Origin of the sequence: Kribbella sp. NPDC056951 (assembly GCF_042674205.1) — a bacterium.
GTDB lineage: Bacteria > Actinomycetota > Actinomycetes > Propionibacteriales > Kribbellaceae > Kribbella > Kribbella yunnanensis.
This window is the reverse complement of the sequence record NZ_JBHUQZ010000009.1, coordinates 94,478-115,419: the sequence shown is the minus strand read 5'-3', so window position 1 is coordinate 115,419 and position 20,942 is coordinate 94,478. Positions and strand designations below refer to the sequence as shown.

The window sequence follows — 20,942 nt, the reverse complement described above, 5'->3', positions numbered from 1 at the left end:
TCGTCAGCGGGTGTCCACGCCCGCTTCGGCAGCTGGTACGCCACGGGGACCGCGGCGGACAGGGTGTGGATGTCCTGGCTTCCGGTCTCCCGGTCACAGTGGCGGGACCGCCCCGGACTTCCGGGTCTGCACCCGGTCACCGGTGTTCCTCCACACCTGTCCGCTCGATCATGGCACACCAAGGCCCGCCGCTCAGCGACCAGGTTCACACCTACCCTGACCGCATGATCAAGGCCTGCCTGAACGGTGACCGCACCCGCGCCGAGCACCCCGGTGTCCCCATCACCCCGGCCGAACTCGCCGAAGCCGCCGCGGCCGCCGTACAAGCCGGAGCCGACGCCCTGCACATTCACCCCCGCGGCGCCGACGAACGGGAAAGCCTGCACTGGCCCGACATCCGCGCCGCCGTCGAAGCAGTCCAGACCGCCTGCCCCGGCGTCCCCCTCGGCGTCTCGACCCGCGAACCGATTGTCCCCGACCTCGCCGAACGCCTCCGCCTGATCGCCGAGTGGCACCCCGGCCCCGACTTCGCCAGCGTCAACTTCCACGAACCCGGCGCCGCCCAGGTCGCCGACCTCCTCCTGTCCCGAGGAATCGCCGTCGAAGCCGGCCTCTTCACCCCCCAAGCCGCCGCCACCTACCTGGCGTGGTCCGGCCCCACCCACCGCATCCTGATCGAAGCCATCCCCGGCATCTCCCCCGGCCCCGACGGCCCCACCGCCGCCCAATCCATCCTCGCCGCCCTCCCCGCCACCAACACCCCCATCCTCGTCCACGGCGAATCCCACTGGACCTGGCCAACCCTCCACTGGGCCCGCTCCCAAGCCCACCACCTCCGCCTAGGCCTAGAAGACACCCTCACCACCCCCACCGGCGAACCAGCCGCCTCGACCGCGGATCTGTTCAAGTTCCTGTAGCCAAGGACACGTAGTAGTAGCTCCCAGCAGACCGCGGCCCGCTTAGCTGAGCGTGCCCCAGCGCCGCATTCGGCACCTCTACGTGTCCTTACCGACGCCTGTGGATAACTCCGGCCGCGATCAGGCGCGATCAGGCACGCTCATGGAGTGGATTCCCTCGTCGACATCGTGGCCCGGCTGGGCGGTTCGGCCCAGGCAGCGCAGCTCCTCCAGCTCACCACCGAGCGGAAGCTGCGAGCCGCAGTCCAGTGCGGTGAGCTAGAACGAGTCGCCCGTGGCCAATACGCGTTGCCTTCGCTCGGGCCGCACCGGCTCGCTGCGCTCGCCTACGACGGCGTCGCCTCCCACGTGAGCGCTGCGCATCTCTGGGGTCTGCCGCTGCTCGCCCAACCCGAGAAGCCGCACGTCACGGTCCCGATCAACCGTCGCGTGCGCCGCGGGCGCCCGGCAGTGCTGCACTGGGCACCGATTACCTCGGACGAGCGTCTCGCGCGGACGACGACGCTGCTCCAGACCGTGATCGATTGCGCCCGGATCCTGCCGTTCGGAGAGGCGCTCGCCGTCGCCGACGCGGCTCTCCGGACGGGGCAGCTGAGTCTCACCGAGCTCGAGAACGCAGCGACCGGGATGCGCGGCTTCGGCCGTCCGCTCGCCCTGCAGGTCGCGGCGGCGGCCACTCCGCTCGCGGAGAGCTTTCTGGAGTCGGTGTTCCGCGGCGTGCTGATCTCGGCCGGGATCACAGACTTCGAACCGCAGGTCATCGTGTACGACAGCGCGGGCTTCGTCGCCCGGGTTGATCTCGGGAGCCGGCCGATCAGGCTCGCGCTGGAGGTCGAGGGGTACGAATTCCACGGTGGGCCGACCGCTTTCGCCGCGGACTGCCGACGCTACGACGATCTGGTTGCCGCGGGTTGGCTGGTACTGAGGTTCACCTATCAGCAGATCTTCGGCGATCCGGCCTGGGTGATCGACACCGTAAGGGCCGCGGTGTCGCTTAGGACACGTAGTGGTGCACTCGGCCCAGAGGCTCCACGCGTGGAGACGGCTGCTGATTGGGCGGCGTAGGGACCTCTACGTGTCGTTACCGACATCCAAGAGGAATCCCAGCACGGTTTCGGTGTAGCGGTCCGGTTCTTCGTAGTGAGGGAAGTGGCCGGATTGGTGGAAGGTCTCCGTGCGGCCGCTCGGGACTGTGGATTGGTAGGTGTGGACTGAGTGGGGGTCGGTGGCTGGGTCTTTGGTGCCTCTGATGAGGAGGGTGGGGTGGGGGATGTCGGCTAGGCGGTCGAGTTTGGAGGTGTAGAGGTCGGTGAGGGTTGGGAGGTGGCTGTAGGCGCGGGACCACATTTCGTCGGTGAAGCCTGCTTCGCGGCCTAGTTGTTCGAAGGCGGGGCGGTTGGTTGGGTCGTACCAGGAGAAGTCCTGGAAGGCCTCGCCTAGGCCGAAGGCGAGTTCGTAGGTTTTGTCGGCCGGGGTTAGGCGGCGTGGGAGGGCGGCCAGTTCGCGGCAGCGGGCGGCGCTGGCTGGGTCGCCGGCCTGATCGTAGAGGGCGGCGAAGATGGGGAGGCGGTGGCGGTCGTTGGCGTCGAAGTCCCAGCAGGGGCAGTCGAAGACGACGGCGGTTACGGAGTCGGGGTGCCGGATCGCGTATTCGACGGCGTAGTTGCCGCCTGCCGAGTGGCCGAGGATCGCCCACCGGTCGATACCTAACGCAAGGCGGAGTGCCTCGAAGTCGTCGATCAGGATGTCCATGCGGATCTCGAGCTCGGTCGGATCCGACCGCAGGACACCGCGCTGGTCCGGCGCGATGACATGCAACGCACTGCCGAGTCGCGCACCCTGACAGTGCGTCCAGTGGTAGCCACCACCATGACCATGAATGAACAGCAGCGGCGGCGAATCAGCCGACCCATACTCCGAGACATACAGGTTGGTGCCGTTGACCTTCATCGGTACGACGAAAGCCGCTTCGCCAGCGCGATCGCGGCATCGTCATCCGGCAGCACGCGGATGCCGATCAGCGGGCTGACGGTGACATAGCCCGCGCGCAGCAGAGCCTCGTCGGTCCCGGCCGGCGGGTCGGGGCGCGGCGGTGCGACCGTGATCATCGGCTCACCGGTCGGGGCCGTCGTCGCGACCAGACGCTCGCGCGTGATCGGGGTCAGCGTCGCGTGCCGTACGCCGGCCAGTTCGTCGATCGGGCGGTCCGGAACATTCAGACTGAGCACGGTTCCGACCGGCTCGGCGGCGATCCAGGCGAGGGCTTCACCGGCCATCGTCGCCGCGGTTATCCAGTTCGTCGGCGCCGCGCCTTCGATGCTGACTGCGACCCCGGAGATCCCCTGACCCGCCGCGGTCAACGCCGCCGCCACGGTCCCGGAGTGGAAGATCGGTACGCCGATGTTGTGCCCGCGGTTGATTCCCGACAACACCAAGTCCGGCGCCGGCCCGAACGCTCCCACCGTGGCGAGCGTCACCGCGAGGGCCGGTGTCCCGGCGACCCCGCGGTAGCTGATGCCGCCCTCTTCCTCGACGACGGTCTGGATCGGGCGGTTGACCGTCCCGACCCGAGCCGAACCGAAACCGCTCTGGTCGTCCAGCGGCGCGATCACCGAGACCTCGTGGCCGAGTGAAGCGATCACCGGCGCGAGTGCGCGAATCCCGGGTGCCTGGAAACCGTCGTCATTGGTGATCAGGATCCGCGCCATACGTCCACCCAATCAGCCGCGGTCCTCGATGTCACCCTCCGTCTCAAGGACTGCGTTCCGCAGGGTCTCCAACGCCTCATCACTAGGAGAGGACCAGAGTCCGCGCTGGGCGGCTTCGAGCAACCGCTCGGCAATCCCGTGCCGTGCCCAGGGGTTGGACTTGCGGAAGAACTCGGCCATCTCCGGATCCGCGACGTACTCGGCGGTGAGCGTCTCGTACATCCAGTCGTCGACCACGCCCGCGGTCGCGTCGTACCCGAACAGGTAGTCCACGGTCGCCGCCATCTCGAAGGCGCCCTTGTACCCGTGCCGCCGCATCGCGGCCATCCACCGCGGGTTCACCACGCGCGCCCGGAAGACCCGCTTGGTCTCCTCTTCCAGCGTCCGCGTCTTGACCTGCGCCGGTACGGCGGAGTCTCCGACATAGGCCTTCGGATTCGTACCGGTCAGGTGCCGCACCATCGCGATCATGCCGCCGTGGTACTGGAAGTAGTCGTCGGAGTCCATGATGTCGTGCTCACGGGTGTCCGCGTTCTTCGCCGCGACCTGGATCCGCGCGTACGCACGTTCCATCGACCCGCGCGCCTCGGCGCCGTCGAGGTCCTTGCCGTACGCGTACCCGCCCCAGACCGCGTACACCTCGGCCAGTTCGGCGTCGGTCCGCCAGTTCCGCGCATCCACCAGCGGCAGCAGCCCGGCGCCGTACGAGCCCGGCTTGGACCCGAAGACCCGAGCCGTAGCCGACCGTACGTCGTTGCCCGCGGCAACGTCATCGTTGACATGGGCCCGCAGATAGTTGTCGGCGGCATCTTCGTCCAGCGCCGCGACCGTCCGGACCGCTTCGTCGAGCAATGCCACCACGTGCGGGAACGCATCCCGGAAGAAGCCGGAGATGCGGATCGTCACGTCGATCCGCGGCCGTCCCAGCTCTTCCAGCGGGACCACCGAGAATCCGGTGACGCGACGGGACGCCTCGTCCCAGACCGGGCGGCAACCGAGCAGCCACAACACCTCGGCCAGGTCATCGCCCTGGGTCCGCATCGCCGACGTACCCCAGACCGTGAGGCCGACCGAACGCGGCCACTCCCCCGTCTCGGTCTTGTGCCGGGCCAGCAGCGAGTCGGCCAGCGCGACACCGACATCCCAAGCGTTCCGGCTCGGGATCGCCTTCGGGTCGACGGCGTAGAAGTTCCGGCCGGTCGGCAGCACGTTCACCAGACCGCGGGTCGGCGAACCCGACGGGCCGGCTTCGACGAAGCGACCGTCCAGCGCGCGCAGTACGTTCGTCAGCTCGTCATCCGTGCGGTTCAGGCGCGGCACGACCTCGGTTGCGGCGAAGGTCAGTGAGGACTCGACCCCGGCCGACGACTGGCCGATCACCTCGGTCACGACGACCGGGACCTTCGACGCGTCCCAGTTCAGCGTCTCCATCGCGACGACCAGCTTGCGCGCGACCGCCTCCAGGATGTCGACGCCATCCGCACCGCTCACCGCGGGAAGATCGGCCAGCGTCGCCAACGAGGTCAGCTCGGCGGCCAGCCCCGGGTTCGCTAGCAGCTCAGCCTCGTCGACACCGAAGGTCTCCCCCAGCGCGGTCCGCAGGCCGGGGATCGAGTACGAACCGCCCCACAGCTGCCGAGCCCGCAGTACGGCGAGGACCAGGTTGATCCGCGCTTCATCGGCCGGGACACCGCCGAGGATGTGCAGCCCGTCGCGGATCTGCACGTCCTTGATCTCACACAGATACCCGTCGAGGTGCAGGACGAATTCGTCGAAGTCGTCGTCCTCAGGCTTCTCGTCAGTGTGCAGATCGTGGTGCAACTGGGCCGCCTGGATCAGCGTCCAGATCTGCGCCCGCAGCGTCGGCACCTTCTCCGGGTCGAGCGCCTGGACGGTCGCGTACTCGTCCAGCAAGTACTCCAGCTTGGCCATGTCGCCGTACGTCTCGGCCCGCGCCATCGGCGGCACCAGGTGGTCGACGACGACCGCATGCGCCCGCCGCTTCGCCTGCGTGCCCTCGCCCGGGTCGTTGACAATGAACGGGTAGACCATCGGCAGGTTGCCGAGTACGGCGTCCGGCGCGCAGTCGGCGGCCATCCCGATTCCCTTGCCAGGCAGCCATTCCAGCGTCCCGTGCTTACCGAGGTGCACGACCGCATGCGCCCCGAAGCCGCCATCGGCAGGAGCGTTCTCCAACCACCGGTACGCCGCCAGGTAGTGGTGCGACGGCGCCATGTCGGGGTCGTGGTAGATCGCGACCGGGTTCTCGCCGAAGCCACGCGGCGGCTGGATCATCAGTACGACGTTGCCGAACCGGAGCGCGGCGAGTGCAATCGCGGGTTCGGGGCCGGAGTTGTCGACGTACAAGGATCCCGGCGCTGAGCCCCAGGCCTCGGTCATTGCCTCCTGCAACGTTTCGGGAACGCGCGCGAACCAGGTCGAGTACGTCGACAGCGGGATCGTCGCGACCGCGGACGCCAGCTGCTCGTCGGTCAGCCAGTCGACATCGTGTCCGCCGGCCGCGATCAGCCGGTGGATCAGCCCGTCGGCGCCGTCAGCCCCTTGCAACTCACTGAGGTCGAGCCCGCCGAGGTCGTACCCGGCCTCCTCGAGCTTGCCGAGCAGCTGCACCGCCGAGGCCGGGGTGTCGAGACCGACCGCGTTGCCGATCCGGGCGTGCTTGGTCGGGTACGACGAGAGCACCAGCGCGAGCTTCTTCTCGGCCACCGGGACGTGCCGCAGGCGGGCGTGCGCGACCGCGATCCCGGCCAGCCGGGTGCACCGCTCGAGGTCCGGTGCATAGCGGGCCAGCCCGTCGGCGTCGTACGCCTTGAAGGAGAACGGGATGGTGATGATCCGGCCGTCGAACTCGGGGATCGCGACCTGCGTGGCGGCGTCGAGCGGACTGATCGCCGCGTCGCTGGCCAGCCACTGCTCACGCGTCGAGGTCAGCGCCAGCCCCTGGATCAGCGGGATGTCGAGTGACGCGAGTGCTCCGGCGTCCCAGGCGTCGTCCGCACCACCGGCGCTGGCGTTCGCTGCGACGGATCCACCGGCTGCGAGCAGCGTGGTGACCAGTACGTCGCATTTGCGCAGCAGCTCGAACAGTCCGGCATTCTCAGCGCTTGTCGGGTCCAGCCCGCGCAGCGTCCCGCAGTACACGGGCAGCGGTTGCGCACCAGCCTCAGAAACCGCAGCCGCGAGCGCGTCGACGAATGCCGTGTTCCCCGCGATCTCATGCGCGCGGTAGTACACGATCCCGACCACCGGCCGGTCGTCCTCGACAAACGTCCCCCGCACCCCGTACGCCGGGAGTGCTGCAGGCGGGTCGAATTCGTCGCCGGTGAGCAGGATGGTGTCGCTCAAGAAGCCGGCCAGGTTCCGGAGGTTGTCCGCGCCGCCCTCCCGCAGGTAAGCCAGCGCCTCGGTCACCGCACCCGCAGGCACAGTCGACAGCGACATCAGCTCCGCATCAGGAGCCGCCTCACCGCTGACCACCACAGCCGGCTTCCCGGAGGCCAGTACGGCGTCCAGCCCGTCCTCCCAAGCCCGCTTACCACCCAGCAGCCGCACCACCACGATCTGAGCGGCATCCAGCAACGGTCCGAGCTCGGACAGCTCCAGGCGGGCCGGGTTCGCGACCTTCCAGCCGGCCCCCGCCTCCGCCGCAGCCAAGAGATCGGTGTCGGCAGTCGACAACAGCAACAGGTTCGCGGGCACGCTGAACCGGTCCTTCCTGGGGGTATCCACGCCCCGGCCGGAGGTGCGACAGCAGCAGTTCCTGACTCCCCGCGGCGTTGTTCATCGCCGGTGGGTCACAGTGGCGGGACCGCCCCGGACTCACACCGGGTTCCTGCACAGCTGTCGCTTGACGCCTGCACCCTATCCGACCCCGTCGGTTGGCAGGATGCGGAACACATCACTTCGACCAGAAGGCGGCACCACCCATGGAATCCTGGCGCGACGCAGCCTCGCAGCGGGCTCAGGAAGCTCTCGACGGCCTGTTCGGCACAGCGCTCGATCTGGCCGAGGAGCAGGTCGGCAAACAGGGCGGATTCGCCCCGTTCTCGCTCAGCATGGACGCTGCGGGCGAGGGATCGATCGAGATGGCCGACGAGCCGGACACCGCCAAGGTCTTCGAGGTGCTGTGGGCCGGGCTGCGCGCGCAGCGTGACGACCTCGTCGCGGTAGCGGTGGTCGCGGACGTCCAGATCGACGAGGACGGCTGGACCGACGGGATCCGCGTCGAGGCCGAGCACCGGGACGGGATCGCGTTGGCCGTCGTGGCGCCGTACCGGCGGAAGCGGCTGCGGCGCAGGGTCGAGCTGGGCCAGTTCGGGCTGAGTAAGGGTGAGCGCCGGGTCTGGTGACCCTCAGCGGTGGGCAGCGTAGTGGGCGGCCAGGAGGTCGGTGCCCCAGTCGGAGCGGTGGGAGCGCCAGACGGAGTGGATGTGGTTGGCGTTGTCCTGGGTGTTGTCGTACTCGGCCAGGAAGGTGGGGGCGGCCAGGGAGTAGTAATGGCGGTGGCCGCGACCGGGGGTGGTTTCGCCGGCCCAGGCGAAGGTGAGGTTCTCGATGCCTTGTTCGGTCAGGTCCTGCCAGGTCTGGAGGCCGATGGGGCCGGCTGCGCGGCCGACGTACTGGCCAACGAGGAGGCTGAGGATCTGACGCTGGTCGGCGGTCATGTCGCCGTACGCGAGACCGCGGTGTAGCAGGGACGGGTCGGCGACCGGGTCGTGGCGGGTGAGGATGTCGTCGGGAGCGTCGGGTGAGACGACGGCGACTGCGCGCTGGCTGTCGTCCAGGGCGTGCAGGAGTTGGAAGCCCAGGTCGCTCTCGCCGGCCAGGAAGCGGCGGCCCGATGGGGCGGTGGCCGGGTTAGAGCCGATGAACGAGGGTGTGAAAGAGATCGCACCGTCGACCAGAGTCAGGTGGATTGCCAGGTGGTGACCGTTCAGTCGCCAAGCCCACGGCTCGAAGCCAGCAGGGTCGCCCAGGATCCGCAGGTAGTAGCGACCGCCGAGGACAGTGCCCTCCCAGTCCCCTGACTCCGGCAGCGCCGGGATACCGCGCAGAAGCACCTCTGCGTCCAGTACGGCGAGTGAATCGGCCAGACCGCGTTCACTGCAGCCCAGTGCGATCAGCCGGAGCGCCAACTGCTGTTGTGCGGGTGTCAGCGACGACAACGGCAGTCCCGGCCGGTCCCCCGGCAGATAGGTCCACTCCTGGTGATCCGGTGTGTCGAACGCCGCCTGAGCCAACGCCCGCTGCTCCGGGCTCAGACTCCGCAGCAGGTCGATGGCCGCTACCCGGGTCTGCTCTACAACCACGCTGCTCGCTCCAAGTCAGTGGGCTCATGTGCGGTCGTCCAGCGCTCGAACGGCCGGTCCAGCTTGTAACGGTAGTCGGGCTGACGCAGCAGCACCCGGGTTTCCGCGTTGGCCGGGTTCCGCAGCGTCTCGAAGTACTTGACCGACCAGTGGAACCACCGCATGCAGAACAGCCGCATGGTCAACCCATGTGACACCAGCAGCACGTTGCGTGGCGCATCCGCATGTTCGAAGTCACGGTGCATGGTCTCCAGGAAACTCGATACCCGGTCGTACACGTCCGACCCCGACTCACCATGCGTGAACCGGTAGAAGAAGTGCCCGTACGAGTCGCGCAACCGTTCCTGCCGCTCGATGTCCTCGGTGTCCTGGAAGTTCGCCCAGTCCTGCTCCCGCAGCCGCGGCTCCTCCCGTGCGATCCCGATCAGGTCGTCGAGCTCGAGTCCCTTGAGTGTCTGCAGTGTGCGCAGGTACGGCGACACGTAAACCCGGATCGGCTCGTTGTCGAACAGCTCCCGCAACTCACGCCCGGCCTTCGCCGCCTGCTCCCAGCCGTGCGCGGTCAGCGCGACGGAGTGGTCCGGGACCCGCTCGTAGATCGACTTGTCCAGGTTCGCCTCGGACTCGCCGTGCCGGATCAGCGCGATCCGCATCGGCCGTCGGCTCAGTCCCATAACCGTCCTCTCGCCACTGCCAGGATCGCGGCCGCACCAGCCGCGGCGATACCGACTCGCCGCGCCAACACCGCCGTACGGCGAACATCCGCGACCGTCGGCGTCGGCCCGTCCCCCAGCGTGCCACGGTCTTCGCTATAGGACCCGTAGCTGTTCGTCCCGCCCAGTGACAACCCAAGTGCACCAGCGAAGGCCGCCTCGACCGGACCGGCATTGGGACTCGGGTGCTGCGCCGCATCGCGTTTCCACACCCGCCGCGCCTCGCTCCACCGCCCAGACACCACTCCAGTCAGTACGGCGCACACCCGCGCCGGCAGGAGGTTCACAAGGTCGTCCAGTCGTGCCGAAGCCCAGCCGAAGTTCTCGTACCTCGGGGACCGGTAGCCGACCATCGCGTCGAGCGTGTTGGCGGCGCGGTAGGCCAGCAGGCCGGGCACACCGAACACACCACCCCACACGAGCGGTGCAACGCACGCATCCGAGGTGTTCTCCGCGATCGACTCGACCGTCGCACGCGCCAGCTCGTCCGACTCGAGAGTGGTCGCGTCCCGCGCACACAGGTAGCTGAGCCGATCCCGTGCTGCCGGGATGTCCTTCGCCTCCAGGAACCCGGCCATCGTCTCGGCCTCGCGCTCCAGACTCCGAGCGCCCAGCACGGTCCACGTGGCGGCGGCCGTGACGAGCGTGTGCACGACCGGCCGTTCCCGGGTCAGCCACTCGACCGCGACTCCCGCCAGCGCCGTCGTACCGACCAGGACAGTCGTGTACGCCGTACCGGCCGCCCGCGAGTCGGCGTACAGGCGTGACTCCAGCCGGGTCGCGGTTCGCCCGAAACCCGCGACCGGGTGGAACCGCCGCGGATCGCCAAGGACCCGGTCGGCGACGAAGCCGAGCAGCAAGCCGAAACTGGTGGACACCCGCAGAAGTCTGCCAGGAAACAAATGTGCGGGGTCGAATATGGGCCTGGAAAGATATGTGCGAAGGTGAGTGCTATGGCGATTGCGGAACTGCTCGCGGCGGTCGACGGGAGCGGCGAGTTCGGGGTGTGGTTGGGGCGGGCCGACGGGACGCCGGTGTTCGAGCACGAAGCGGGGCGGACGCACTACTCGGCCAGCACGATGAAGCTGCCGGTGGCGATGGCGATGCAGCGCAAGATCGCGGCCGGTGAGCTCACGCTCGATCAGCCGGTCTTGGTGCACAACGACTTCGCCTCGCAGGCGGGCGGGCGGTTCGGTGTGAATCCGGACGAGGACGAGGCGCCGGCAACCTGGACCAAGCTCGGCACGAAGGTGCCGCTCGGCTGGCTCGCCACCGAGATGATCACGCTGTCCAGCAACCTGGCCACGAACCTCGTGCTCGAACAGGTCGGCGTCGACGCGGCCCACGCCGTACTGGCCGAGTACGGCGATGGTGCCAGCGCGATCCGGCGCGGGATCGACGACCGCGCGGCGCAGGCGGCCGGGATCAGCAACGAGATGAGCCCGGCCGGGCTGGCCGGCGTACTCGTTGCGGTGAGCAACGACTACCTTTGCGACCTGCTCGCGGCCAACCACTGGAACGGCGAGATCCCGGCACTGCTCCCACCCGGCACGCGCGTCGAGCACAAGAACGGCTGGGACACCCGGATCCGGCACGACGGCGGGATCGTCCGGCCCTCGGATGCGGACCCGTTCGTCCTCGTCGTCTGTACGACGTCCGACCTGCCGGACGCCCGCGCCCAGCAACTGATCGCGGAGATTGCGCTGGAGGCGTGGAACCACCGGCACGACCTGGGAGCGATCCGATGAAACTCACCACCCATCTGATCTCCGCGCCGCTGCACACTCCCTTCATCACCGCACTCCGGACTGCGACGCACGCCGACTCACTCCTGGTCGAGCTCAGCGACGGTTCGCTGAGCGGTTGGGGCGAGGCTCCGCAGGTCTGGAAGGTGACCGGCGAATCGCTCGCCGGCGCGCAGGCCTGTGTCGAGGGACCGATCGCCGCCGCGCTGGACGGCCTCGGCCCGGATGACCTCACTGAGGCCCTGCGTCGCGTGCAGAACGCGGTCGCCGGGAACTTCGGCGCGAAGGGCGCGGTCGATACTGCTCTGCACGACCTGGCTGCCCGGCGACTCGGCGTCAGCCTGCACGGCTTCCTCGGCTCGACGGTCGACACGGTCCAGACCGACGTGACGCTCTCGGTCGGCGACGCGGACGCACTCGCGACCGCCGCGAAGGCACGGGTCGCCGACGGGTTCGACGTACTGAAGGTGAAGGTCGGGACCGACGCGGCCGCCGACGTGGAACGCGTCCGCCGAGTGCGGGACGCGATTGGTCCGGGACCGCGATTGCGGCTGGACGCGAACCAAGGCTGGTCGCGTCGCGACGCGGTGACCGCCATCAACGCGCTGGAGGCCTGCAACCTGGAGTTGGTCGAGCAGCCGGTCGTCGCCGCTGACCTCGAAGGGATGGCGTGGGTCACCGACCGAGTCAGTACGCCGATCCTCGCCGACGAGTCCGTGTACGGCGTCCGCGATCTGGTGGCGGTGATCCGGCACGGCGCCGCCGACATGGTCAACGTGAAGCTGGCCAAATGCGGTGGACTCGCGCCGGCCCGGACCCTGCTCGAACTCGCCCGGGAGCACGACATCCGGACGATCGTCGGCTCGATGATGGAGAGCCACGTCGGAGTCGGCGCCGCAGCCGCTCTGGTCGCGGCGTACCCGACCTCCGCGGTCAACGATCTCGACGCGGCGTGGTGGCTGCGTGACGCACCGGTGACCGGTGGGATCCGGTACGACGGCGCGCTGATCCGACTTCCGTTTGAGCCTGGTCTCGGCGTGACAGGCTTGACGGTATGAAGCTTGTCGCCGCCAAGGTCCCGATCAGCACGGTGTGGACCGCACCCGACGCGCCCCGCGAGCTCGACGCGCCCGCCACCGCCGCACAGCCCGATGTGGCTGCGTGGGCGAAGTCGATGGACCGGGAGAGCCGCCTCGGCCTGCACGGCCGGACGCTGTCGCAGCTGCTGTTCGCAGAGCCCGTGCTGGTCCGCACCGAGCGCGATGGCTGGTCGGAGATCGTTGCGCTGTGGCAGCCGTCGTCCAAGGACGAGCTCGGGTACCCGGGCTGGGTGCCGTCGAGCCATCTGGGTGAGCTGCCGAGCAGTGCGACCGATCCGGTCGCCGTGACGGTGCCGACTGCGCCGCTGCTCGCGGAGCCGGCGGTTGGTGCGCCCGTCATGACACTGTCGTTCGGCACCGTGCTGGCCTCCGTTGAGCAGACGGGCGGGTACACGCGGGTTGCCACTCCGGATGGTGGGTCAGGCTGGCTGGCGAACGACGTACTGCGCTCAGTGGCCGAGCCGTCGACCGCGGAGGATCGACTGCGGCTCGGCGGTCAGTTCCTTGGGCTGGAATACCTGTGGGGCGGCACGTCGGCGTACGGGCTGGACTGCTCGGGGCTGACGCACACCGTCAGCCGGGTGCTGGGGCTGCGGATCCCGCGCGATGCGCATGATCAGGCGGACACGCTGGAGAACGTGCCGATCGACGACGCGCAGCCCGGTGACCTGTACTTCTTCGCCCGCCCGGGCCAGGTCGTGCACCACGTCGGGTTCGTCTCCCCCACCGGGATGCTGCACGCGTCAGAGACCGGGAAGCGGCTCGAGGACGAACCGCTTCCCGACGAGCGCCGTACGACGTTGGTCGCCGCAGCGCGTTTCTGACTGCTGGGCGCTCCTGACTCAGGCCTTGTGCGCGTCCGAGGCTTCCGGGGCCGGGACGTCGTCCTGCACGGAGTCGTCCTTGGCCTCGACCGCGGCCGGCTGATTGCGGGACTTGCGCAGGCTCAGGACGGTGGTGATGCCGAGCGTGACGATGATGAAGCCGAGCGAGAACCAGATCGGGATCTCCGGGGCCCACTCGATGTGGTGACCGCCGTTGATGAACGGCAACTCGTTCACGTGCATCGCGTGCAGGACCAGCTTCACGCCGATGAACGCGAGCACCACCGACAGGCCGATCGACAGGTAGACCAGGCGGCGCAGCAGGTCGCCGAGCAGGAAGTACAGCTGCCGCAGACCCATCAGGGCGAAGACGTTGGCGGTGAAGACCAGGAACGGCTCCTGGGTGAGGCCGTAGATCGCGGGGATCGAGTCCAGCGCGAACAGCAGATCGGTGGTACCGAGCGCGATGATGACGATCGCCATCGGAGTGACGAGACGCTTGCCGTTCTGGACCACTGTCAGCTTGACGCCGTTGTACTCGTCGGTCGCCTTCAGCCGCCTCTTCGCGAACCGGATGACCGCGTTCTCCTTGTAGTCGTCATCGTCGTTCTCACCCTGCTTGGCCAGGTGGACCGCGGTGTAGACCAGGAACGCGCCGAACAGGTAGAAGACCCAGGAGAACTCGTTGATCGCCGCGGCTCCGACGGCGATGAAGACGCCGCGGAAGACCAGCGCCAGGATGATGCCGACCAGCAAGGCGGTCTGCTGATACTTCCTCGGCACCGCGAACCTGGACATGATGATCAGGAAGATGAAGAGGTTGTCGACGCTGAGGCTGTATTCGGTCAGCCACCCTGCGAAGAACTCACCGGCGTACTGACCGCCGGAGAAGACCCAGACACCGAGCCCGAAGACGACGGCCAGACCGACGTAGAACGCGATCGCGATCGCGGACTCACGGGTGGTGGGTTCATGCGGGCGGCGGCCGATCACGAACACGTCGAAAGCCAGCAAAGCGAGCAGTAGACCGACCGTGATGTACCAAACGTAGTCAGCAACGTGCATGCGTAACCTCCGGAGTGCAGCTGAGACAGGACTCCGAAGGTCTCTTCCGCCGACCACGTGGCCGACCGGGGGCACCGGGCGTGGGACGGACCCACGGCCGTGATGACGATGCCGCCGCGAAGGAATACTCCCCTTCTTCACCCCTAGTCTGACGGGTCGCCGACCCAGACTCCAAATCCAGGACACCGTGTCCGCCTGTCGAAATCATCACACGGCGCTCCGGGAATAGTCACGAACTGTTACGGAACGCTGTACCCACCATCCGCGACAATCACCGCGCCGGTGACGAAACTCGAGCGCGGGGACGCGAGGAACAACACCACCTCGGCGATCTCTTCCGGCGTACCGATCCGTCCCAGGGGCGCCGGCGCGCTGCTCTGGGCGAGCGCCTCCTCCGGCATGATCGACAGCAGCGCTTCAGTCCGGACCCCACCTGCGCAGACCGCATTGACCCGCACGCCAGACGGCCCGAACTCGACCGCCCACGACCGGGTCATCGACTCCAGCGCTGCCTTCGTGCCGCTGTACGCGGCCGCGACCGGCAGGCCGATCCGGGCGCCGATCGAGGACGTGTTGACGATCGTCCCGCCGCCTGTGGCGGCCATCCGCGGTGCGAGCGCGGCGGTCAGGAAGTAGGCGCTGCGCAGGTTCACGTCGTAGATGCGTTGATATTCGTCGGGGGTGAGCGCGGTGGTCGGGACCATCGGGTAATACCCCGCGTTGTTGGCCAGGATGTCCACGTCACCGACCAACTGCGCCAACCGCTCGACCTCGGCCATGTCACTGAAATCAGCCTGCACGTACGTCGCCTGTCCCCCGGCCGCGGTGATCAACTCCACCGTCTCGGCCCCCTGCTCAGCCCGCCGACCGGTGACCACCACCTCCGCCCCGGCCTTCGCGAAACTCTGCGCAATGGCCCGCCCGATCCCCGACGTAGCCCCGGTCACCAGTGCTTTCTTCCCCCACAACTCAGTCATCTCCCGAGGCTAAATTCGCCCCTCAACGCCTGCCTCGACTCGCCGACCACTCCCCCGAAATTGCTCAGATCAGACCGGTCGCCGACTCTTGGGAAGCTTCGACACCACGGTGTCGTACGACGCATCGATCAGCTCGAACACCTCGTCATCCGGTACGCCGCCACCGAACCGCACCGTGTTCCACCCCGACCGCCCGATGTACGGCATCTTCGAAACATCCTCGGGATAAGCCGCCACCAGCTCGTCGGCCTCATCGCGGTTGGCGCCACATTTCAGGCCGACGCTGTCTGTCCCCAGGAACACGAAGATCTTCTCGGCCACCTTCGCCACCACGTCGCCGTCCCACGGCTCGTCCTGCCAGGCGCCCGGCTTACCCAGGCAGTACTCCAGCACGTCGTTCCGGCTCAATCGGCTCATCCCGCCATCCTCTCTCGATCTACGCTCCTCAGCATGAACTCAGTCGTGGTGGCGGCGGTGCAGGCGGGGTCGGTGTTGTTCGATACGGCGGCGACGCTGGTCAAGGCGGAGCACTACGTGCGGGAGGCCGCGGCGGGCGGCGCGCGACTCGTGGTGTTGCCGGAGGCGTTCCTCGGCGGATATCCGAAGGGGATGGACTTCGGGGTGACGGTGGGAACGCGGTCGGCGGAAGGGCGTGAGCAGTTCCGGCGCTACCGGGAGGCGGCGATCGCCGTACCGGGACCGGAGACTGCGCGGTTGGCGGAGTTGGCCGCCGAACTGAAGGTGGATCTGGTGGCTGGAGTGATCGAGCGGGACGGCGGGACGCTGTACTGCACCGCGTTGTTCTTCACACCCGGTCTCGTCGCCAAACACCGCAAGCTGATGCCGACCGCGGCCGAGCGGTACCTCTGGGGACAGGGCGACGGCTCGACGATGGCCGCCGTACCGACTCAGTACGGCGTACTGGGTGCGGCGATCTGTTGGGAGAACTACATGCCGCTGTTCCGGCAGAGCATGTACGCGAAGGGCGTCGAGATCTGGTGTGCCCCGACCGTCGACGACCGCGACCAGTGGCAGGCGACAATGCGCCACGTCGCCCTCGAAGGCCGCTGCTTCGTAATCAGCGCCAACCAGTACGTCGAAGGCCTCATCAACGGCGGCAGCACCATCATCAACCCCCTCGGCGAAATCCTCGCCGGCCCCGCCCGCACCGGCGAAACCGTCCTCCTCGCCGAACTGGACCTCGCCGACCGCGACCGAGCCGTCTTCGACTTCGACGCCGTCGGCCACTACAGCCGCCCGGACATCTTCACGCTGACAGTCGACGAGACCCGCCGTACCTGACACCGAGACAGCAGGAGATTCTGATGATTGGACTTCCGGACACCGAGCCGCAGACCGCTGCGGGCAAGGTGCTTTGGCACTTCACCATGTCGCTCGACGGATTCGTGGCCGGCCCGAATCACGCCATGGACTGGATGGGCGGCATCACGAACCCGCGGCCGAACATCACCGACGAGTACACCAGCAGCACCGGCGCCATCCTCGGCGGCCGCGACGGCTTCGAAGCGTTCCCCAACGCCGACTCGACCTACGACGGCACCTGGCAGGCCCCCGTCTTCATCCTCACCCACCACCCCGAAGACGCCCCGCCCACCCCCAACACCACCTTCCTCAACTGCGGCGTCGCCGAAGCCATCCGCATCGCCCTGGAAGCCGCCAACGGCAAGAACCTGGAGATCCTCTCCGCCTCCATCGGCCGCCAAGCCCTCGCCCTCGGCCTGATCGACGACATAGACCTACACATCGCCCCCGTCCTCCTCGGCGACGGCATCCGCCTCTACGACAACCCCGGCGGCACCCCGATCAAGCTCCGCCTCGTCAACGGCGACAACCCCACCACCGAAATCAACGTCCGCTACCGCCCAGTCCCACCCGGCCAGGACCGCTAAGCCCCGGACAGGTCGAAGAGGGCGGCCGCGTTGTCATAGGCGATGTGACGTTGCTCCTCGGCAGAGAAGCCGAGCGTGCTCAGCGCCTCTACAGCTGAGTGCAGGTCGCCGAGTGGATAGTCCGAGCCGAGCAGGACACGATCGACGCCGAGTTTGCGCAGAGTCCATGCGTACTGCTCGCGGTGCGGGGAGTCCGCGTACACGGCACCCATATAGGACAGGTCGACCCACACGTTCCGGTTCCACATCCCGGGGAAGGCCGCCAGGACGTCGTACACCATGAGCTCACCGAAGCGAGGTCCGAGAGCGTGGGCGATGATGATGCGGGCGTCCGGCACGGCCATGCTGAGTTGCACGAACTTGCCGGGCTGGTGCGGGTCGAACGGTGAGTAGCCGTCGAACAGGACGGGCACCCCGTGCCGGCCGATCTCCTCGACGGTCGCGGTGACGCGGTCGTCGCCGAGATCGAATGCCTGCGTGTTCGGGTGCAGCTTGAATCCTGCCGCGCCCGCCGCGACCACCCGCCGGATCTCCTCGACCGCGAAGTCGCCGTCGTACGGATGCACAGAGCACAGCGGCAACCACCGCGGGTCCCGGGCCCCGAGTGCGAGCACCTGATCGTTCCGCTTCCGCACCTCATCCGGCTGACCGAGTGGCGCCATCACCAGCGCGGCCGCGGCTTGTACGTCGAGGCCGCCGGCTGCGGACCAGTAGTCCTCGACCCGATGCGGCATCAGACCGGACATCCCCGCACCCATCTCAAGCTCGAGGTGAGCATGCACGTCGATCACCGGACCGTCGTACCGCGCCATAGTTCCTCCCCTGGTCTGTGGCGCAGGGCAGACCAGGAGACGGACAGACCTACCTACACGGCAGGAACAGGACAGCCGACCACTTGGCGCCGGCGTAGGCCATGTGGCGAGAACCAACATCCGCGCGACCGCAGGATTCGGCTGGTGTGACCGGCGAGTGTGAGGAGTGCGTCGCCGACTGCGAGCACCGTGCTGGCGGATATCGATTTCCAGCAGCACGCTCCTTTCACTCGACGACCCAGCCGCTGCTGCTGCACGGCGACCGAAGCCCCCGATGGCGCCGGAAGGGTGGCGGTCGGAGCGGAACTATGCGCCTGAGCCGATGTGGTCAGGGCAGCGAAAGCGCAAGAAGCGTTCAGGGACGTGCCATCCGCGTCACCGTAGGAAGACGGGACCCCGTCAATACCGACTTTCGGCAGGTTCCAGAACCGACCTTCGTCACTCACGCGCCAGGCCGGCTGTGGTCAGCCAGATGTGTTCGCAGGTGGAGGCTGCGTGTTGGAGCGTTTCGGGGGACTGTTGTGAGGCGTGGTAGAAGGTTCGCTCGATCATCCAGCACAGTGATCGTGCCATTGCGGGTGCCTGAGTAGGTTCATTGCCGGATGGGACTCCTGCTGTCTCCAGGACGGCAGTGATGGCGGCGATGAACAGGTCAGCGGTCTGGTTCCACAGGGCGCCGATCTCCGGCACGGTCAAGGACAGGTCGATCGCAGTACGCATGACCAAGCCGTGCGCATTCCACAGCTCGACTGTGCGATCCATGGCCACTGCGATGGCTTGGCGTGGTTCGTCGCTCTCGGCGGCGATCCGTGACCGCTCCCAGAGGTGGGCCACGCTGCGAGCGACGAGGGCTGTGACGACTTCCTGTTTGGATCCGAAGTAGAAGTAGACGGCGCCCCGGGTGATGCCTGCGCCCTCGGCGATGTGTCCAACGGTCATCGCCTCGTAACCGATCTCTGCCAGCAGGGCCTCGCAGGTATCCAGGATGAGTCGCTCGCGCAGATCGCCTTTGCGTTCGCCCGCGCGTCTGCCGGGCATCAGAGTTGTGCGCCTTCGGCGAAGTCCGTCGTCCGCGAAAGAGCGTCCCAGGTACGGATGTCGTCATCGACCGCGGCGCGGGCGGCCGCGATCAAGCGCAGCGCGTCCGAGCCCAGTACGAGATGTGCCGGAGGGTTGTCGACGGCCGCGATGTGTACGACGGCTTCGCCCGCTTTGGCTGGATCACCTAACTGGTTACCGCTGGCATTCTGGCGTGCTGCCCGGATCGGACCGAACAGCTCGTCGTAGTCGTCGATGGATCGTGCCGCCCGAGTCATCGAGCGTCCCGCCCAGTCGGTCCGGAACGAGCCGGGTTCGACCGCAGTCACGTGGATTCCGAACTGCGCGACCTCCTTGCCCAGCGCCTCCAGAATGCCTTCAAGGGCGAACTTGCTTCCGCAGTACGCAGACATACCGGGAACCGCCATCAGGCCGCCCATCGAGGTGACCGCCATCAGGTGTCCGCGGCGACGCCGCCGCATGTACGGAAGGACCGCCTGCAGAGTCGCCATCGCGCCGAACACGTTCACCTCGAACTGCCGCCGCACCTCGGTCAGCGGAGTTTCCTCGAAGGTGCCCTCGAGTCCGTAGCCGGCGTTGGCGATCACGACATCCAAGGGGCCGACACTGCGCTCGACCTCCCCGACCACCTCGGTGACCGCCTCCGCGTCCGTGACATCCAAGACGCGGCCATGAGCCCGGCCCGGCTGCACCTCTTCGAACGCCTTTAGATCCTGCTCCGACCGAACGGTCCCCACGACGGTATGTCCAGCCGCCAGCGCAGCTTCGGCGAATGCCCGCCCGAGACCGCTACTGACTCCAGTAATGAGCCACATCTGCTGCTGTCGCACTGATCCTCCAAAGACTTCGAACCCGCTGCGAGGTCATCTCATCTCAAAGTCTACACTATGTCGATTTTTATCAACGGAGTGCAGAATCAGCAAAAGGTGTCGCGGGGATCTCTCAAGACATACCGGGCCGCGCGCGTCGAGGGCTACTTCACGGCGGCTTTCAGGCCGTCTTTGTGCAGGTCAAGCCAGGTTTGAAGGACTGCAGGTTCGGGTGGAGGTTGCGGATGGCGTCGAGGTTGCGGTTGCCGGTGAACTGTTCGTGGTTCTCGGCGTAGAACTGGAACATGTGCGCGTAGGAGCGCTGGCGTGGGTCCTGAGTGGCTTCGAGAGCTGTGCTCGTTGTTGGCGTGGTCACCGGACGGCCCGCGCTCGCCCGCATGACCATCTGGATGGGCTCGTCGGGTGACGCGTTTGCAACAGGGTCGAATCTGTTGCGGGCTAGGCCGGCTCCGGGTGGACTTCTGGGACCACGAGTCTTGGAGGGAATATGAAGTTGAGGGCGATGTCACGTCGTCTCGTCACCGCGGTCGCCGCGGTCGGGTTGGCTGCTGCGTCCGGTGGGGTCGCTGTCGGGTCACAGCGCACCGCTGCGGCGCCGGCGGCTGAGTGCCAGAGTCGGGAGCAGCCTCTCGGGTTCGGTTTGAACGGGGTCATCAAGATCACCGTCTGCCCGTACGACGCGAACTGGTGGGAGGTCGTGGTCGGGACAAAGGAGAACGATGCCGCCCAGCCGCTGGCCGGGTACACCCGGGTCACGGGCAGCGATGGCTCCTCCTACACGGGTGTCTGGCACGGGCGGCAAGGGTTCAACGAAGGTCTCCAGGCGCCTCAGAACGCCCCGGCCGGTACCCAGTACTGCGGTCAGTTCTTCCACCAGCCCGATCGCACCAAGCCTGCCAGTACGATCGCGATCCCGATCTGCCTGAACTCGGTCTAGTCGCCCCGCTCCCCC

Annotated in this window: 22 protein-coding genes and 2 riboswitches; of the genes, 9 read left to right on the top strand and 13 right to left on the bottom strand. The window is 67.7% G+C overall.

Annotated features, from left to right (window positions below; translation table 11 throughout):
* Positions 1 to 70: 70 nt before the first annotated feature.
* A riboswitch (cobalamin riboswitch) is annotated at positions 71 to 148 on the bottom strand.
* 76 nt (positions 149 to 224) lie between these two features.
* A complete protein-coding gene (locus tag ACFTSF_RS29905) occupies positions 225 to 917 on the top strand; it encodes a 3-keto-5-aminohexanoate cleavage protein (protein WP_380157509.1) in 693 nt (230 codons plus the stop codon).
* A gap of 147 nt (positions 918 to 1,064) precedes the next feature.
* Positions 1,065 to 1,982: a hypothetical protein gene (locus ACFTSF_RS29900; protein WP_380157507.1), complete on the top strand. Its 918-nt coding sequence runs from the start codon at positions 1,065 to 1,067 to the stop codon at positions 1,980 to 1,982.
* Between the two features lie 6 nt (positions 1,983 to 1,988).
* Here the strand turns inward: ACFTSF_RS29900 and ACFTSF_RS29895 are convergent, their stop codons facing one another.
* Genes ACFTSF_RS29895 through cobN form a run of 3 tightly spaced genes read right to left on the bottom strand, consistent with a single transcriptional unit; the run spans position 1,989 to position 7,345 of the window.
* Positions 1,989 to 2,867: an alpha/beta fold hydrolase gene (locus tag ACFTSF_RS29895; RefSeq protein ID WP_380157505.1), complete on the bottom strand. Its 879-nt coding sequence runs from the start codon at positions 2,865 to 2,867 to the stop codon at positions 1,989 to 1,991.
* Entirely contained in the window at positions 2,864 to 3,625 is a 762-nt protein-coding gene (gene surE, locus ACFTSF_RS29890; RefSeq protein WP_344158679.1) for a 5'/3'-nucleotidase SurE, read from the bottom strand. The genes ACFTSF_RS29895 and surE overlap by 4 nt, the downstream gene beginning before the upstream one ends.
* A 12-nt stretch (positions 3,626 to 3,637) precedes the next feature.
* Complete coding sequence (cobN, locus tag ACFTSF_RS29885; protein WP_380157503.1) at positions 3,638 to 7,345, bottom strand: cobaltochelatase subunit CobN; 3,708 nt, start codon at positions 7,343 to 7,345, stop codon at positions 3,638 to 3,640.
* 36 nt (positions 7,346 to 7,381) lie between these two features.
* Positions 7,382 to 7,519, bottom strand: a riboswitch (cobalamin riboswitch).
* Positions 7,520 to 7,572: 53 nt separating this feature from the next.
* Here cobN and ACFTSF_RS29880 point away from each other — a divergent pair.
* Complete coding sequence (locus ACFTSF_RS29880; protein ID WP_380157501.1) at positions 7,573 to 7,995, top strand: hypothetical protein; 423 nt, start codon at positions 7,573 to 7,575, stop codon at positions 7,993 to 7,995.
* Between the two features lie 3 nt (positions 7,996 to 7,998).
* Here the strand turns inward: ACFTSF_RS29880 and ACFTSF_RS29875 are convergent, their stop codons facing one another.
* Genes ACFTSF_RS29875 through ACFTSF_RS29865 form a run of 3 tightly spaced genes read right to left on the bottom strand, consistent with a single transcriptional unit; the run spans position 7,999 to position 10,546 of the window.
* Positions 7,999 to 8,955, bottom strand: a complete 957-nt coding sequence (locus ACFTSF_RS29875; RefSeq protein ID WP_380157499.1) for a DUF3500 domain-containing protein — start codon at positions 8,953 to 8,955, stop codon at positions 7,999 to 8,001.
* Positions 8,946 to 9,629 carry a phosphoglycerate mutase family protein gene (locus ACFTSF_RS29870; RefSeq protein WP_380157497.1) on the bottom strand — a complete coding sequence of 228 codons (684 nt, stop codon included), beginning with the start codon at positions 9,627 to 9,629 and terminating at the stop codon, positions 8,946 to 8,948. The genes ACFTSF_RS29875 and ACFTSF_RS29870 overlap by 10 nt, the downstream gene beginning before the upstream one ends.
* Complete coding sequence (locus ACFTSF_RS29865) at positions 9,620 to 10,546, bottom strand: cobalamin biosynthesis protein (RefSeq protein WP_380157495.1); 927 nt, start codon at positions 10,544 to 10,546, stop codon at positions 9,620 to 9,622. The genes ACFTSF_RS29870 and ACFTSF_RS29865 overlap by 10 nt, the downstream gene beginning before the upstream one ends.
* Before the next feature lie 75 nt (positions 10,547 to 10,621).
* Between ACFTSF_RS29865 and ACFTSF_RS29860 the strand changes: the two genes are divergently transcribed.
* The 3 genes from ACFTSF_RS29860 to ACFTSF_RS29850 are packed head-to-tail and all read left to right on the top strand — an operon-like array spanning position 10,622 to position 13,337.
* A complete protein-coding gene (locus ACFTSF_RS29860; RefSeq protein ID WP_380157493.1) occupies positions 10,622 to 11,416 on the top strand; it encodes a serine hydrolase in 795 nt (264 codons plus the stop codon).
* On the top strand, positions 11,413 to 12,471 hold the full coding sequence (locus tag ACFTSF_RS29855; protein ID WP_380157491.1) for a mandelate racemase/muconate lactonizing enzyme family protein: 1,059 nt from the start codon (positions 11,413 to 11,415) through the stop codon (positions 12,469 to 12,471). Before ACFTSF_RS29860 ends, ACFTSF_RS29855 begins: the two co-directional genes overlap by 4 nt.
* Positions 12,468 to 13,337, top strand: coding sequence for an NlpC/P60 family protein (locus ACFTSF_RS29850; protein WP_380157490.1), 870 nt, complete (start codon positions 12,468 to 12,470; stop codon positions 13,335 to 13,337). The genes ACFTSF_RS29855 and ACFTSF_RS29850 overlap by 4 nt, the downstream gene beginning before the upstream one ends.
* Positions 13,338 to 13,355: 18 nt before the next feature.
* Here the strand turns inward: ACFTSF_RS29850 and ACFTSF_RS29845 are convergent, their stop codons facing one another.
* The 3 genes from ACFTSF_RS29845 to ACFTSF_RS29835 all read right to left on the bottom strand — a co-directional run bounded on the left by ACFTSF_RS29845 (position 13,356) and on the right by ACFTSF_RS29835 (position 15,796).
* Positions 13,356 to 14,402, bottom strand: coding sequence for a TerC family protein (locus tag ACFTSF_RS29845; RefSeq protein ID WP_380157488.1), 1,047 nt, complete (start codon positions 14,400 to 14,402; stop codon positions 13,356 to 13,358).
* Positions 14,403 to 14,641: 239 nt separating this feature from the next.
* A complete protein-coding gene (locus ACFTSF_RS29840) occupies positions 14,642 to 15,379 on the bottom strand; it encodes an SDR family oxidoreductase (RefSeq protein ID WP_344158699.1) in 738 nt (245 codons plus the stop codon).
* A 69-nt stretch (positions 15,380 to 15,448) separates the two neighbouring features.
* On the bottom strand, positions 15,449 to 15,796 hold the full coding sequence (locus tag ACFTSF_RS29835) for an MmcQ/YjbR family DNA-binding protein (protein ID WP_380157486.1): 348 nt from the start codon (positions 15,794 to 15,796) through the stop codon (positions 15,449 to 15,451).
* Positions 15,797 to 15,829: 33 nt separating this feature from the next.
* Between ACFTSF_RS29835 and ACFTSF_RS29830 the strand changes: the two genes are divergently transcribed.
* Entirely contained in the window at positions 15,830 to 16,681 is an 852-nt protein-coding gene (locus ACFTSF_RS29830) for a nitrilase-related carbon-nitrogen hydrolase (protein ID WP_380157484.1), read from the top strand.
* A gap of 23 nt (positions 16,682 to 16,704) precedes the next feature.
* On the top strand, positions 16,705 to 17,289 hold the full coding sequence (locus ACFTSF_RS29825) for a dihydrofolate reductase family protein (RefSeq protein WP_380157483.1): 585 nt from the start codon (positions 16,705 to 16,707) through the stop codon (positions 17,287 to 17,289).
* On the opposite strand, the gene ACFTSF_RS29820 is transcribed toward ACFTSF_RS29825, so the two are convergent.
* The 4 genes from ACFTSF_RS29820 to ACFTSF_RS29805 all read right to left on the bottom strand — a co-directional run bounded on the left by ACFTSF_RS29820 (position 17,286) and on the right by ACFTSF_RS29805 (position 20,369).
* Positions 17,286 to 18,101, bottom strand: a complete 816-nt coding sequence (locus ACFTSF_RS29820; RefSeq protein WP_380157481.1) for an amidohydrolase family protein — start codon at positions 18,099 to 18,101, stop codon at positions 17,286 to 17,288. The genes ACFTSF_RS29825 and ACFTSF_RS29820 overlap by 4 nt on opposite strands.
* A gap of 438 nt (positions 18,102 to 18,539) precedes the next feature.
* Positions 18,540 to 19,139: a TetR/AcrR family transcriptional regulator gene (locus tag ACFTSF_RS29815; protein WP_380157479.1), complete on the bottom strand. Its 600-nt coding sequence runs from the start codon at positions 19,137 to 19,139 to the stop codon at positions 18,540 to 18,542.
* Positions 19,139 to 19,990, bottom strand: a complete 852-nt coding sequence (locus tag ACFTSF_RS29810) for an oxidoreductase (RefSeq protein ID WP_380157478.1) — start codon at positions 19,988 to 19,990, stop codon at positions 19,139 to 19,141. Before ACFTSF_RS29810 ends, ACFTSF_RS29815 begins: the two co-directional genes overlap by 1 nt.
* A gap of 160 nt (positions 19,991 to 20,150) precedes the next feature.
* Positions 20,151 to 20,369, bottom strand: coding sequence for a hypothetical protein (locus ACFTSF_RS29805; RefSeq protein WP_380157476.1), 219 nt, complete (start codon positions 20,367 to 20,369; stop codon positions 20,151 to 20,153).
* A gap of 123 nt (positions 20,370 to 20,492) precedes the next feature.
* On the opposite strand from ACFTSF_RS29805, the gene ACFTSF_RS29800 reads away from it, so the two are divergent.
* Complete coding sequence (locus tag ACFTSF_RS29800; protein ID WP_380157474.1) at positions 20,493 to 20,927, top strand: hypothetical protein; 435 nt, start codon at positions 20,493 to 20,495, stop codon at positions 20,925 to 20,927.
* The last annotated feature ends 15 nt before the right edge of the window (positions 20,928 to 20,942 follow it).